This is a genomic window from Streptomyces sp. TE5632 (assembly GCF_054061295.1).
Genome location: NZ_JBSSEA010000001.1, coordinates 191095 through 204217 on the forward strand (window position 1 = coordinate 191095; position 13123 = coordinate 204217).

The following is a 13123-nucleotide window of genomic DNA, read 5'->3' on the forward strand; positions in this document are numbered from 1 at the left end:
GTCACCGCACACTGTGGGCCGCCTCCTTCTGCTCGGCTAGGAATCCGGGCACCATCCGTTTCGCCGCCTGCACGGCGCGCGCCGCGCAGACCAGCCCACGGGCGGATGCCTCCTCGTCGAGACGGTCCTCAGGGCACCGCCACGCTTCCAGGAGCATCCGGAGCGTGAGGTCGTCACGTACCGCCGCGGTGGAGAACCCGGGCCGGCTCCGGCTGGCGGCAGTGAGGGCATCGGCGTACCGGGCGACCGCTTGCTGGTCCTCGCGGGTCTCGTCGGCCAACAGCAGGCTCACGGCCGTCTCATCCCGTAAATCCAGCGTCGGGTGGAACACCTGATGAGCGGCCAGGTCCCCGGTGATCTCGGCCAGTCGCTCCTCCAGCGGCCGGCCGCGGCCTCCGCCAGGCGGAAGCAGGGAGCGACACGTCAGGTAGGCCATCCACGTCTCCGGGAACGCCGGGCCGCACACCTGCTGATAGAGGAGGCGATCCCGTGTGAACAGCGTTCGCCCGTCGATACGGCTGCAGGCGAACGCGTTGGACCACTGCCAGAAGTAGGGCGACTCCCAGGTGCCAGGCGCAAGCCGGGCCCCTGCCCGGGGCGTCCAGCCGTCCAGGGCGGTGCGCACAGCGGCGAGAGCATCGGCGCGCTTGACGTCGCCAAAGCCCGGATCGCGCTCCCGTTGCTCGGCCAGCCACCCGGCGAACTCGTGCTCACCACGGTGGCGGCAGACGGCGTGCACAGCGCCCGTGGTGCGCTGCGGGTAGTAGACCGCGCGGAGATCAGCCAGCAGGGCGGAGGCCCTCTCGCCGTCGAGCAGCCCGGCCAACTGGGCAAGCTGCACGACGTGCCGGAGGTTGACCAACGGCCAGGACAGCGCGGCCCACTCGCCGTCAGGTGCCTGCCCGACCGCCACCTCGTCGTCACCGTCGATGTCTCCACGGGCGTAGGCCGTGAAGACGCTGCCGACCCCGAGCATCCCGAACGGCGCCAGCTCGGCCGCCCGTAGCGCGCCGATGCTCGCCGCCCCGATCACCCGGACTCCCCGGCCCATCGCGGCCAGAATCTCCTTATGCCGCAGCGCAGGCGCCTGGTGATACACCCCGTCGATGATCACCGCCGTGTCGCCCTTACGGATGGCCGCCTGGAAAAGATCGCCATGCGCCACCGGCGGCCACACCCGGACACCCGGCGCGGTCAGCACCGGTTCGGACCGTGGCAGCGTCGGCCCGACGAACACGTGAATCATGAAGCCCCTTAGAGGTCACTGGAGCGAGGGTGGCGTCCCTCCCCTCGGCCCCTTCAAGGCCCGAGGGGAGGGACGCCCGGTCACACTTGAGGAGCGGTTACTCCTCGTCCTCCACGTCCACGGCGACCACCACGGGCCTGGTGAGCTCGTCGCCGTCCTGCGGCGCCGCCGAGGTGTTCGGAGTGTTGGACTGCATGGATTCCTCCCGATGGGGATGAGTGATAGGACACGGAGGACGGTCACGTACAGGGCTGGCCTGCCGCGCTGTCCGGCCTCCAAAAACCCGCCCCAGGGCCAGCATGGGCGCCCCTGATAGGTGAGGACGTCCGGCCCGCCTTGAACCTCCGGTCTCGGCGTGAAGCCGACCCCGGGGCGGGGGTCTATAGGGTCAGGCGGCTATTCGCTCCGCGACCCGCGCGAATTCCTCCTCCAGGCGGTCCCGCCCGAGGGCCGCCCACTCCTGCTCCAGGTCGGCCGGCGTCACACCGTGGAGCTCGACCACCAGGCGCGCCGCCATCGTCCAGGCCGCCAGGGGGGAGCCGTACTCCACCAGCTCCATGTACCGGCCGGGGAGCGGCTGGAGGGACACCGGGTCATGGATCGTGCCGTACACGCCCCACGCCGGTGCGTGCCTCGCCCACGCCGCCACCCACCGGCCGCCCCGGAGGGCGTGGCACTCCTGGACGGCGATACCCGCACACGGCACGCACACGGGTGGGGACGCGGTCCGCTCCTCCTCCCGGATCGGGCCGTTGGTGTCCCGCAAGAGGAAGAGTTGCGGCCCGTCCGGGTCCTCTGGCGCGCGGGCGCAGACCTGGCACAGCATGTGATCCATCGCCCGGCGCTGCCGGTACGGGTGGATGTCCTTGAGTCGCGGCTCCCCGCGCCGGCGCTTGGGGAGGAGCTGGGGCCTCACCCACGGGACACCGAAGCTGTCCCGGTCGTGCGCTGTCTCGTCCGTGTACGCGATCCCGTCCCCCACGCGGCGGCGGATGAGCGGGCACGGCAGGAGCCGTTCCTCGCTGCGCGCGGTGACGTACGGGACGACGCCAGGCGGGGCCGAAGGGAGCACGATGAGCCTTCCTGTGCGTGGACGGGGTTGGAGACCCGGCACACCCGGAGTTGAGGGGTGGGTGTGCCGGGCCATGGGGCCACCCGCGGCCCGGGAGGGGCATCGGGTCGGGGGCGGGCTGGAGGGCACGGCCGCCGGGGTACAGGGCGGCCGTGCCGGTCCTGATGCGGGGTCGGGCTACCGGGAGGCGATGCCGACCACCAGGGCGCCCATGAGGGCGGCCAGGGCCACGGCGTAGAGGACCTGCCCCACCGGGCTGTCCGGCCTCACGGCGTCTTCTGGCGGGCCGCCTGCCCTTGCTTGAGGAGCTGCAGGACCTCGCCCACGTAACAGAGGTCACCGGGGCCGTCCATGGGGACGCACCAGTACGAGCGCCCGCGCGCCTCCGTGAGACGGACCGCAGGCACGCCCAGGTAGTGGTCCCGGCCGAGGCATTCGACCCCAGGGAACCCCCCGTCCGTCCACTCCGCGGCGGTCACCCCGGGCACCAGGACGTAGTACAGGAGGGAGTGGAGGTCCATGAACACCGCGCCGCGGATGAACCACCGGCGGAGGAAGGCGTCCACCTCCTCCAGGTCCTCCGTCCCGGCCGCCGCCCACACCAGGCAGGCCGGAACCCGTACGGCGCCGAGGGTGCCGCCGCACGCCAGGAGCGCCACGCCGTCGGCCTTCTCCCACTGCGTGCGGGCCAGGTCCCGGTCCTCGGCGGCGCCGAGGAGCCAGCGGGCGGCCGCAAGTTGTCGCTCCAGGAGCGCCACCACCGCGGTCTCCTTCACGGCCGGGGCGTTCACCTCGTGTGTGCTCATGCGCCCACCTCCAGCTCCGGCGCCGGGCGCCTGGTCTCGGCCTGGCCCTGGAGGACGGGGAGGCGGGGCGGAGTGAGCGGATACGGAAGGATCGGGCCGGGCCCCGTCACGGGCGTGGTGGCGGTCACCGAGGTGTCCACCAGCGCGCGGCGCCGTTGCCGGTCGGCGGTAGTTCTACGCATGACTCGTGTCCCTGGCGTAGGTCTCGTAATGGGTACCTGGACCGTACGGCCGGGGTGTGGCGCGGACCACACAAGGAGCGTGGCAGTTCGCCGCAGACTGTCAGCGAACTACCACGCTCCGTAGCACTTCTGGCGGTGCGTCAGGCGTGGACGTTGAGGTGGACCGCCATCCCCCGCATCTCCCTGGTGAGCGTGCGCTTCCGCGTTTTGAGGATGCTTTCCATGACGTACCGGGCCATGGGCTGGTGCTGCATCCACGTCCCGGTGGTCCCCTTGATACGGACCAGCTCGTCCATGGCGTCCTGCGTGGAGCCGAGGAGGACGTGCGCCCGGGCGACGTCCAGCCGGTGCCTGTTCCAGTTGATATTGGAGGGCCGGCCGACCTTCCGCAGCGCCTGCCGGGAGAGGAGGCCGTCGTCCGCGCGCCGGAGCACACCGTGGGCGTCCCCGGCCAGGGACAGGTCCTCCACCGTCTTGAGCTCCGCCGTGACGGGCCCGAACCGGCCCCAGTGGGTGCGGTAGTCCGCGTGCTCATGGCCCACGGCGGACGCCGCGGTGGCCGCCATCCTCCTGGCCTCCGCGGCGTCGTCCGGCCGGTTGTTGCGCACCGCAGCGGACGCGATACGGAGGCAGAGCTCCCCCCACGCCGCCAACTGCCCTGCGGACGCGGTGGAGAACCGTGGTTCGATCTGCTCCGCCGTCGTGGCTGCCAGGTTGGCGGCCTCGTCGAACCGGTCCTGACGGAGGAACAGCCAGCAGAGCCCGGTTACACCGGTGGTCGCGGTCAGCGTCTCGTCCAGCTCCCGCGCCAGGCGGATACCGTCCACGAGGGCCTGATACGCCATGTCGTACTGCCTCACCTGCGTGAGGTACTTCCCGGCCAGGAGGAGGGCGTGAGCCCGCACGAGGACGGCCTCCCGACGCTCCTCCTCCTCGGCCGCCACCGTCGCCGCCTCCGCCGTGCGCAGGAGCCCGGGCAGCGCCCGGGCCACGGACTCATACCGGTCCGCGTTGTAGAGCTCTAGGGAGTCCTCAATCCGCCGACGGATCTCCGGCAGGCCCTCGGCTTGGCCGGGGTCGGCCAGCGTCTCCGAGGAGATCCCCACCGGCGGCATGAGCGCCCGCCTAAGCTGCGCGAGGACCTGACGATTGGTGCTGTCCTCCTCCACCGGGAGCGGTGATCCCGGCGCGAAGAGGCTGGATGTCTCAATGCCCAGTGCGCGGGCGATCTGGTGCAAGGTGTCCACCCGGGCCTGACCGCCCTGCTCAATCTTCCTGATAGTGCCGACCGAGAGATCGGACTCCGCCGCAAGTTGTTCCTGACTCATACCGGCCGTCCGGCGGTGGGCACGAACGGCCTCTGCCAACGGGCTGGAGTTGTGCGCCATACTGGAGCCTCCGTTTTGACCTCGACACTCAAAACGGTACTCGTGTTGACGCCCCGTGACTCCCCCGAGCACACGGGGCGTTGACGTGTCCGGCTGTCGACGTCGGCCCGAACTGCCAGGAGCGCGACCGCCAGGCCGCCGCCTGACGCACGGGCGCCCCGCCGGTGGGTTCCGTCCGGCGGGGCGCCCGCTCAAGGTCCTCCACTGCTGAGCAGCATTCAGCAATGGACACCACCGACCATACGTCGCCGGGCTGATCAGTCCCGGTAGCGGCCCCCGGTGGGCAGTACCCACGGGGCTGACCCGCCGGCCACAGGCAGGGCGCCTACAGTCGCGTGTGCTTCACGATGGAACCCCATTTGGCCGCCTGGGCGGTGAAGCAGTACGAGCACAGTGGGTTCCCGCCGCGCCCGTACCGGTGCGTGCGTCGATGGCACACCGTGCATCGGCCTACCTGGTCGCTGGAGCACATCGCCACCGACGGGTCGTCCTCGGTGGGTGGGGGTGCAATCGTCATGATCTTCCTGTTCCGGCAGCAACTTCTCACCACCTCGAACAAAGATTAGAACGTTGTGCGATCGGTGTCCGTCCCGTCACATACCGTTGCAGCATGTCCGACCTCCCCCGCCAGACGGGCGCTGCATGCTGCCCGACGAGGGGCGACCTCAACGACGCCATCCGGCGCCTCATGGCCATGCCCGCCGACCGGAACCGCACTGCCGAGTACGAGCGACTCCTTGCCCTATGGGCGGAGGCAACCCCAGACGACGTCGAACCGGCCGCATGAACACGGACGCCCCACCCGGAAACTGGGCGGGGCGTTCGAGTAAGACACCATCACGTGGACGCCTTTACCGTACCGCCCTACCCGTCCGGCGGGAGGACGACAGGCTGAGCGGACTGCAAGTCGTGGGGAACGTAGCGGGACGCCTGCCGCATGCCGGCCAGCACGCCTTCCATCGCCACCTGCCCGAGCCTCGACAGGGCCGCCTGGTTGTGCGCGCAGGAGCTGCACGACACCAGCCCGTAGCCGCGCGTGCACACCCGCTGCCCGCCCTCGACGGCGTGGACGCGCACCGGATGCCCGCACGCCGGGCACTCCGGCACCCGCAACGCCCGCTCGACCTGGTGCAGGGCGCGCACCGGACACGGGTACGGCCGCCGGTTCGCCTGGCTGTAGGGCCTCACCATGCACTCCTCTCCGGCGGCTCCTGCCCGGGATGCGCCTCGGCGAAGTGCCCCCGGATCCCGGCCTCGACCCGTTCCCGCAGCGCGACCCCCTGCCGCTCCGCGCGCTCGGTGAGGACCCGGTCGACGTCGTCCATGCTGCCGCCCAGCGGGAGACGGATCGGTTCCCGGTCGCACTCGTAGGCGTTCTCCTCGTGCGCCCACCCGCAGCCGAAGGCGCACGAGAAGCGGACGATGCCGCTGCGCGGGTGCGGCCACAGGGGCGGGAGCTCCGGCACCGGAATGATCGTCGGCTCCGGCGGCGGCGCGGCCTCGGCCGCGCGGCGGGCTGCCTCCATCCCCTCGAAGTCCTCGCGCGGCGACCGCCGCAGTTCAGCGACCAAAGCATCCAGGTCGGTGTCGACAGTCACAGGCCCTCCGTCTCGTGCGACGGGACAGAATGCCACAAACCAGAAACGCCCGCCCTAGCGTGGGAGGGCGGGCGTCCGATCACGGGCCGGCTGGCCCGTCCAGCGGGTCAGGCGGGGCGGGCGTCTGCGGGAAGACCTGGTCGACGTCGGGGCAGAGCCGGACCAGTCGCTCGTTCGCCCGGTCGACAGCGTCCCTCAGCGAGTCGCCGTTGTTCGGGTAGACCTCGTGCCAGACGTGGCCGAGGCGTTCCTCCATCCCGGCAACCCGCTCCATCATGCCCGGCCGCTCCGGAACTCCTGGGCGAGCCGCTTCCCCGTACCAGTCATCGAGGAACTGGGAGGTGCGCCGCAGCAGGTGCGTTATCGCCCGCGCCGCCCGCCACAGGGCAGCGCCACCGCCCACGATGATCGAGACGGCGCCGCCCCACAGCAGGGCCGCGTCGAGTGCCGGGACGCCCGTGCTCACATCCATCCGGTCACCTGCCGCTCTGGTCGAGGTCCGGGCGCGGTGTGTGCCGGGCCTTCCAGCCGGTCCCCGCGGCGATCGCGGCGGGGACCAGGGCGAGCACGAACGGGGCGAGACTGTCCGGCATCCATTCCACCAGCCGTACGTTGTCCTGCAGTGCCGCGAGGGCGCCGAGGAGACCGGACGCCCCGAGGTACGCCGCAGCCGTCGCAGCCTTGACCTTCGTCTCGATCGGGCCGTTAGCCATGATGAGTCCCTTTCACGCGATGACGTCGAAACCGTGCTTGGCCGCGAGCAGCCCGGCCGAGGCCGAGCCGGGGATGCCGTCGGCCGGCTGTCCTGGCTTGCGGCCACGGAACCCACACCGCTCCTGCCACCGGGAGGTGGCCTCCTGGGTGTCCGTACCGAAGTGGCCGTCCAACCGCACCTTGGCCAGCAAACCCTCGTCGACCAGGGCCGCCTCCCAGACCCGCACCCCGTCGTAAGTGACCGGCGTGCCAGGCATGCCCGGGTTGGTGCGCGCCGCCTCCCTCAGCCGGGACAAGCTCACCTTGGGGCGCCTCGGCGCAGGCAGCGAAGCGCCGGGCGTGGCGCCTCCGAGGCGGACGCCGATCCGCGACCGCATGTCCGCCATGGTGAAGCCGCGCGGATCACTCTTGCCGGGCTGCCACTCCAGATGCCCGACCACCGATCTTTCGTTCCAGCCGTGCTGTCGGCACACCGCGGCGGCGGCCCGCTCGATCGCCTCCAGCTGGACGGCCGGCCAAGGGTCCAGGCCATCGCCCAGGTTCTCGCACTCGAACCCGTAGAAATGCCGGTTCCCGTCGGTGTTGCTCTCGTCGTCGGCTGGCAGGCTCGTCTCGGCGATGACCGCGCGCAGCACGTCGCCGTCGCCCAGTCCGGCATGGTTGGTGCGCCCATACCCGATCAGGTGCACCCGCCCGTCCTTCGTGATCACGCCGTGGCACAGCGGTCCGGGCAGGCCCGTGTACCCGTCCCGGCAGAGATCGACGGTGAGCTGGGGGCCCCGCGTCACGGTGTGATGGATCATCACGCCATGGAGCGGGCCCCACGGGCCTGCATGGTTGCGGCTGTGCTCCTCCCAGCCGTCGTGCTCGACGACGACCAGGCCCTCCGCCCTCAGCGCTGCGGCGAACTGAGCCGCCGTCAGTGGGGGCGCCATCAGACCCGCTCCGGCCAGTGGCGGCGAACAGCGCGGCTGATGCTCGGCTGGAAGGTGACGGCCATGGGGTCACTCCGTTCGGAGGAGTTCTCGCCCGGCCCACAACCAGCAGCAGTCTGGAGTCTATCCGCCCGCGTTCGGCCGCTATTCGGCGTGATGGATGACGAGTTTGAACTCGGCGAGGGTCAGCAGGCGCGGCTGCGCGTCGTTGTGCGTGACGCGCAGCGCGAGCGGCATCCCCGGGTCGACGAAGATTCCGTGCCCCTTGACGTAGAACTGGCCGCCCGGCGTCGGCGTGCGGTGCTCCGTCGCCGTGGTGTTGTTGGGGCTGGGAGTCAGGCCGAGCGGATCGCGAACGTACTGGTCGCGCAGCTCGGTGTAGCCGCCCGTGCCGCTGGCGGCCTCCCACTGGATCATGGCGTGCAGATGGCCCCAACCTGCCACGGACGGCCAGATCAGCCCGCTACGGTCGTCGGCCGCCCAGTTGCTCACCACGTACCCGTCGGGCTGCACGGTCTGGTGCATTTGGAAGCGGTCCGTCGGCTCCGCCGCCCCGAATGGGAACCTGACGATCTTGTACGTGGTGCCTGGCGCGATGAGCTGCGGGGTCTCCACCTTGAGCGAGCAGACCTGAACTCCGGGCGCGGCACTTCCATTCGTTCCTGGCATGGGTCAGCGCTGCCCGTCGTGGTAGCCCGCCATGCGCCGCGCGCTCCCGTGCGCCACCCCGGCGGCGATCAGCGCCTCGTAGTCGGCCGCGCGGCGGGCTTCGTCCTCGGCCTCCAGCTCGGTGACGTGAGCGGCCGTCCCGTCGTGCAGCTCCTGGAGCCGCTCGCTGTACTCGTCGAGGGTGACGAAGCGGCCCGGCCGGCTCAGCGTCGGCTCGCTGCCCGCGAGGACCTGCAGATGCCCTGCCGTGCCGTCCTCGTAGAGGACGTACAGGTCAGCCAGCTCCCCGATGGGGCGGGCTCCGGCGATCGTCATAGCGTCCATGCCGCTCCTTAGAGGCTGATGAGGATGGCGCGGATGAAAACCTGGATGCGGTTGTACGTCGCGCCGCCCGATCCGCGGTCCAGGCTGACGGGCAGCTGCACCACTGCCGCACCGCCCGGGGCGAGCGAGGCGACGGCCTGGTACAGCTTCGTCGTCTGGGTGTGCACGTCGGTCATCGTCGAACTGCCGGTGTTCCGCATGTAGTACATCTGGTCCGTGTCGTGGCCGTAGCCTGCGCCCGCCCCGGCAGGGAGCACGAAGTCCACGTCGACCTCGCGCTCCACCAGGACGATGGCCGACCGGCACGGGTCCGGGTTGGTGACGTCGAGCTGGAACGTGTCCGCCACCGTCAGGGTGTTCGGCACGGCCAAGTTCGCGTAGCTCCTGGTCTCGCTGATCTGCGTGAAGCTGATCCGGCCGCGGGGCTCTCCACGCAGTACACCGTCCGAGCCGCACACGACGACACCACCGGCGGTGTCCGGGCTGCACGGGTACGGCCACGTGCCAACCGCGACTCTGAGCGGGTTCCCTCCGGCGCCATTGCCCGTGAGGCCGCACCCTGTGCTGACCGTCGCTGAACCTGTCGGCACGAACAGGCCGTTAGGGCCGACGGCCAGGTTGTTGCCGGGCTGGTTGGAGACAGCCGCGCTGAACGTGCCGCTCCCCTGGTCGTATGCGAGACCTGGCCCGGCCGAGACGCAGCCGCGCACCGTTTCGCACGGAACGTCGGCACTGACGACGTACGGATTGGCAGCGGAGCCGGAGCCGCTCACGTTGACACCCTCACCGGCCTGCACCGTGCAGGTGCACTGACCGCCACCACAGCCACATCGCGCCACAGCGCCCACCGTCCTCGCGGGGTCGTGCTGCGGCCCGGCCTACCACCAGCGGCGCACCGCCGAGTCTATCGACGCCTATCCGGACACCGTCCGGACGCGTCCACGGAAACCGTCCGGACACCACACCCCGCGCTCGTCTGACCAGCCCGGATACCGTCCGGACACGGTGTCCGGACGGGGCGTCAGCCGAACAGGTACAGGATCACCACCCCGTCCTGGCCGGCAGTCCCGTTGGTGGTGTCACCGTCCCGCGCGAGGGCCCCCGCCGCGCCGCCACCCCAGCCTCGCCCGGCACCACCGCCGCCCGTCGAAGCACGCTGAAAGCCACCGTGCCCCAGCCGGCTTTCACCGCCCGTGCCCGAGTGCCCCTGGTTGCCCGTCAGGCGGAAGCAGCCCCCGCCGGCGCCGCCGCCCTGCGTGATGCCGCCGATCCCGGAGAGGGGACCCGCCGTGCCGGAGTAGCAGATCGGGGTGTCCCCGCTCGTCATGACGACCTGGCCGCCGTTACCGCCGTTGGCCGTGCACACCCCGCCGAAGCTGGAGTTGCCACCGGGACCGCCATCGACCGTCGGCGTACCCGCGGTGCCGCCCGCACCGACGACGATCGTCTCCGTCGCGCCCAGCGCCGACACCTGGATCAGCCGCTCCGAGTAGCCACCGCCCGCGCCGCCCGGCGACGACACCAGATGGTTCGCGCTCGCCCGCGCCCCGGCCGCACCACCACCAGCAGCCTGAACCTTCACCAACACCCTGGCCAGCCACTCATAATCAGCCTTGCTGAACTCGTGGGTGCCCGGGTCCTTGAAGTAGACGACCCTCCGGAGGCCGAGGCTGCCCGGGACCATCGTCAGTCGACCGTCGTCACCGACGTCGAAGTAGCTATCGTCTACGCAAACTGCTGCCACCGAGGCCACCTCTTGGAAATGCGTTCAGCTCGGCCCACAACCAGCAGCTATGGAGAGATTAGCGAGTTAGTCGTCCAACCACGCCCAGCGTTCACGGCGGACGATCTTGTAGATCGCCTGGTCCTTGACTCCGTACTCGGCCGCGAGCTGCGCCGTGCTGACACCCCCAGCGCGCCTGCGGCGGATCGCCCTCACCTGCTCCGCCGTCAGCTTGCTGGAGCCGTGTCGCTCTCCTCGCGCGGACCTTCCCGCCTCGACCATGTCTCGCATGTTCTCGGCGTGGGTCCCCAACGTGAGGTGCCTGAGGTTGACACAGCCGTGCTCGCCAGACCCCCCGTTGCAGGTGTGCCGGACGTCCGCGTCGCCGGGGTCACCGTGCGCCAGGATCCACGCTGCGCGCGAGGCGGGCGTCTCCACACTGCCGATCCCCACATTCGGCCGCGTCCCCCAACCAGCCAGGAACGTGCACTCGTTGGTATCTGCTGTGCTCGCGGCGACGAGGTCCGTGACGAGTGTGCCCTTCGCCCTCTGCTTGAGGGGAGCGAGAGCGTTCCCGTGGGCGGTCTTCCGGTAGTAGTGCGTCCAGCACATCAGGTAGCCCCGGTAACGAGGAATGCCGCATGGCTTCCCGTCTTCCACTACAGAGCAGGGCTTCGCCCGGTTGGCTTGGGCCTTCACGAGGTAGCACGTCCGGCACACGGTGCCCTCGACATACACCAGGTTCCCGCAGTTGTCGGCGCAGGGCACCTTACGCTTGGATGACAAAGCCGGTCTCCATTCGGTCGGCAATGCAACCCCCGTGCCAGGTGCCCGCCTTCACGGGGGTTGTGCAGTTCTGCCCTATTCTCACAGGCCAGAGCCACCATTTGTGACGGTTTCAACCGACATCAGGTGAATGCGCACGCCTGGCCCGGCCGGCTCGGCGACACCAGCACCCCGGCGCGGCCGAGACCGCCACACTCGCAGCACCACGCACCAGGCGGTGACCTCCTCCAGCGCCGCCCACACGGTCCGCTCGTCGTCGCCCGGCTCGGGGTCGACGGCGACCGCCGACACCGCGGGGGCCGTCCCGTACGGGGCGGGGAACACCCACTGGGCCCGGCCGTCGTCGCCGGTTGCCACGACGGCCGCCGCGAGCCCGCCAGGCTGCGCCACGGGGCCGGGGACATGCGGCGCCGGGTCCTCCTCGAGCGGGGCGCCGCTCACACGAGTCTGGCCCGCGATCCGCGTGCGCTGATCGAGGCTCCGCAGCACCCCGCCGAGCGGGTTGCCGACCAGGCGCCGAGCCGGAGTTCCACGCATGGCCATCTATGCCGCCTCCGCCGCTGTCGCCGCCACCTGCACCTGCACGCTCTCCGAGCCCGGGGTGTCATCGTCGCCGCCCCGCTCGGTCACCTTCACGCCGACGATCTTCAACCGCTGGGTGACCTGGCGGCATGTCCCGGCACTGGTGACGTCGAGCGCCCAGCCCGGGACGAGGCTCGGCACGTCGATGTTGGCCTGGGGCGAGATGGTGACCTCCCGGGTGTCGACGAACACCGGCACCGCCGATGACACCCGGCGGCGTGCCTGCGCGGCCTGCGTCGCCGAGGCGAGGTCCGTGATCTCCGACATCTCGATGTACCGCTCGTGCAGCCCGTACCACCGGTCGGGCCCGCCGTCCGTGCCGACGACCCCGGATTCCTCACTGCCCGCAACAATCCACCGCGTGACGAGCGACTTGCCGTCCTCGCTCACCGCTAGGCCGTCAGGCAAGTCAGTGTCCGACAGCCGGCCCACACTGGCCATGTGGTTCTCCGGCAGCAGCAGGATCTTCGACCCGATCACCGTGTAGTCGATGCCCGCCTCCGCGAGCTGGCGGAGGTGGTCGCCGGTCTGCCCGATGCCCGCACTGTACGAACGGGACCCGGTGATGCCCGCCTTCCCGACGATCTCGACGGTGTGCCCCGGGTCGTCGGGCGCGAACCCGTCAGTGATCAGCCACTCGGCGATCTCCGCCAGGTCGACGCTCGTGAACGTCCGGTTCCCGTGCGGCACCCGGTTGTCGAGCCACACACTCACATCCTCGGCGGCGACCTCGACTTCCCCCAGGGACCAGGTGACGTCAGTGACAGGCCCGTCCCACACGTACTTCCCGTCACGGAAAATCATCAGCCGGTGTCTCCACGAGCCGATACGGCCGAACTGTGCACAGCAGTCGAACGAGGGTTGGATGACGGCCCGCGCCGAACTCGTGCCGTCCAGTACGCGACCCCACTCGCACTCGGTCAGCACCTCGGCAGCCACCACCGTGGCGCCGCCCCTATCGACGATCCGCGCGGTATGGCTGCCGCAGCCTGCAATGGCCAAGGCCGGGCTCCCCTCTCGATGGAGGTGAGCCCGGCCCAGAACCAGCGGCTATCCGTACGTTAGGTTAGCCGCTGCGCGCTCGGCCCCTGACAGAAT

At 70.6% G+C, this 13123-nt stretch carries 17 protein-coding genes; all 17 read right to left on the reverse strand.

The window, feature by feature from the left end; genetic code table 11:
- Position 1: 1 nt before the first annotated feature.
- Positions 2 to 1246 carry a TfuA-like protein gene (locus ACVW19_RS00920; RefSeq protein WP_457455602.1) on the reverse strand — a complete coding sequence of 415 codons (1245 nt, stop codon included), beginning with the start codon at positions 1244 to 1246 and terminating at the stop codon, positions 2 to 4.
- Between the two features lie 388 nt (positions 1247 to 1634).
- Complete coding sequence (locus tag ACVW19_RS00925; protein WP_457455604.1) at positions 1635 to 2318, reverse strand: hypothetical protein; 684 nt, start codon at positions 2316 to 2318, stop codon at positions 1635 to 1637.
- A gap of 266 nt (positions 2319 to 2584) precedes the next feature.
- Complete coding sequence (locus tag ACVW19_RS00930; protein ID WP_457455605.1) at positions 2585 to 3124, reverse strand: hypothetical protein; 540 nt, start codon at positions 3122 to 3124, stop codon at positions 2585 to 2587.
- Positions 3121 to 3306, reverse strand: a complete 186-nt coding sequence (locus ACVW19_RS00935; RefSeq protein WP_457455607.1) for a hypothetical protein — start codon at positions 3304 to 3306, stop codon at positions 3121 to 3123. The genes ACVW19_RS00930 and ACVW19_RS00935 overlap by 4 nt, the downstream gene beginning before the upstream one ends.
- A 140-nt stretch (positions 3307 to 3446) precedes the next feature.
- Positions 3447 to 4694: a helix-turn-helix domain-containing protein gene (locus ACVW19_RS00940; protein WP_457455609.1), complete on the reverse strand. Its 1248-nt coding sequence runs from the start codon at positions 4692 to 4694 to the stop codon at positions 3447 to 3449.
- An 864-nt stretch (positions 4695 to 5558) separates the two neighbouring features.
- Positions 5559 to 5885 (reverse strand): hypothetical protein, encoded by a 327-nt coding sequence (locus ACVW19_RS00945; protein ID WP_457455611.1) that lies wholly within the window; start codon positions 5883 to 5885, stop codon positions 5559 to 5561.
- Positions 5879 to 6292 (reverse strand): hypothetical protein, encoded by a 414-nt coding sequence (locus ACVW19_RS00950; protein ID WP_457455613.1) that lies wholly within the window; start codon positions 6290 to 6292, stop codon positions 5879 to 5881. The genes ACVW19_RS00945 and ACVW19_RS00950 overlap by 7 nt, the downstream gene beginning before the upstream one ends.
- Before the next feature lie 79 nt (positions 6293 to 6371).
- A complete protein-coding gene (locus ACVW19_RS00955; RefSeq protein ID WP_457455614.1) occupies positions 6372 to 6764 on the reverse strand; it encodes a hypothetical protein in 393 nt (130 codons plus the stop codon).
- Between the two features lie 4 nt (positions 6765 to 6768).
- Entirely contained in the window at positions 6769 to 7005 is a 237-nt protein-coding gene (locus ACVW19_RS00960; protein ID WP_457455616.1) for a holin, read from the reverse strand.
- Positions 7006 to 7017: 12 nt separating this feature from the next.
- The gene (locus ACVW19_RS00965; protein ID WP_457455617.1) at positions 7018 to 7941 is read right to left on the reverse strand and encodes a peptidoglycan recognition protein family protein; all 924 of its coding nucleotides are present in this window, start codon (positions 7939 to 7941) and stop codon (positions 7018 to 7020) included.
- 144 nt (positions 7942 to 8085) lie between these two features.
- Positions 8086 to 8610, reverse strand: a complete 525-nt coding sequence (locus ACVW19_RS00970; RefSeq protein WP_457455619.1) for a hypothetical protein — start codon at positions 8608 to 8610, stop codon at positions 8086 to 8088.
- A gap of 3 nt (positions 8611 to 8613) precedes the next feature.
- Positions 8614 to 8934: a hypothetical protein gene (locus ACVW19_RS00975; protein WP_457455621.1), complete on the reverse strand. Its 321-nt coding sequence runs from the start codon at positions 8932 to 8934 to the stop codon at positions 8614 to 8616.
- A gap of 8 nt (positions 8935 to 8942) precedes the next feature.
- Positions 8943 to 9305, reverse strand: a complete 363-nt coding sequence (locus ACVW19_RS00980; protein WP_457455623.1) for a hypothetical protein — start codon at positions 9303 to 9305, stop codon at positions 8943 to 8945.
- Between the two features lie 650 nt (positions 9306 to 9955).
- Complete coding sequence (locus ACVW19_RS00985; RefSeq protein WP_457455625.1) at positions 9956 to 10678, reverse strand: glycine-rich domain-containing protein; 723 nt, start codon at positions 10676 to 10678, stop codon at positions 9956 to 9958.
- Between the two features lie 66 nt (positions 10679 to 10744).
- Positions 10745 to 11443: a hypothetical protein gene (locus tag ACVW19_RS00990; protein ID WP_457455627.1), complete on the reverse strand. Its 699-nt coding sequence runs from the start codon at positions 11441 to 11443 to the stop codon at positions 10745 to 10747.
- Between the two features lie 81 nt (positions 11444 to 11524).
- Positions 11525 to 11986: a hypothetical protein gene (locus ACVW19_RS00995; protein ID WP_457455629.1), complete on the reverse strand. Its 462-nt coding sequence runs from the start codon at positions 11984 to 11986 to the stop codon at positions 11525 to 11527.
- Positions 11987 to 13027, reverse strand: a complete 1041-nt coding sequence (locus ACVW19_RS01000; protein WP_457455631.1) for a hypothetical protein — start codon at positions 13025 to 13027, stop codon at positions 11987 to 11989.
- Between the last annotated feature and the right edge of the window lie 96 nt (positions 13028 to 13123).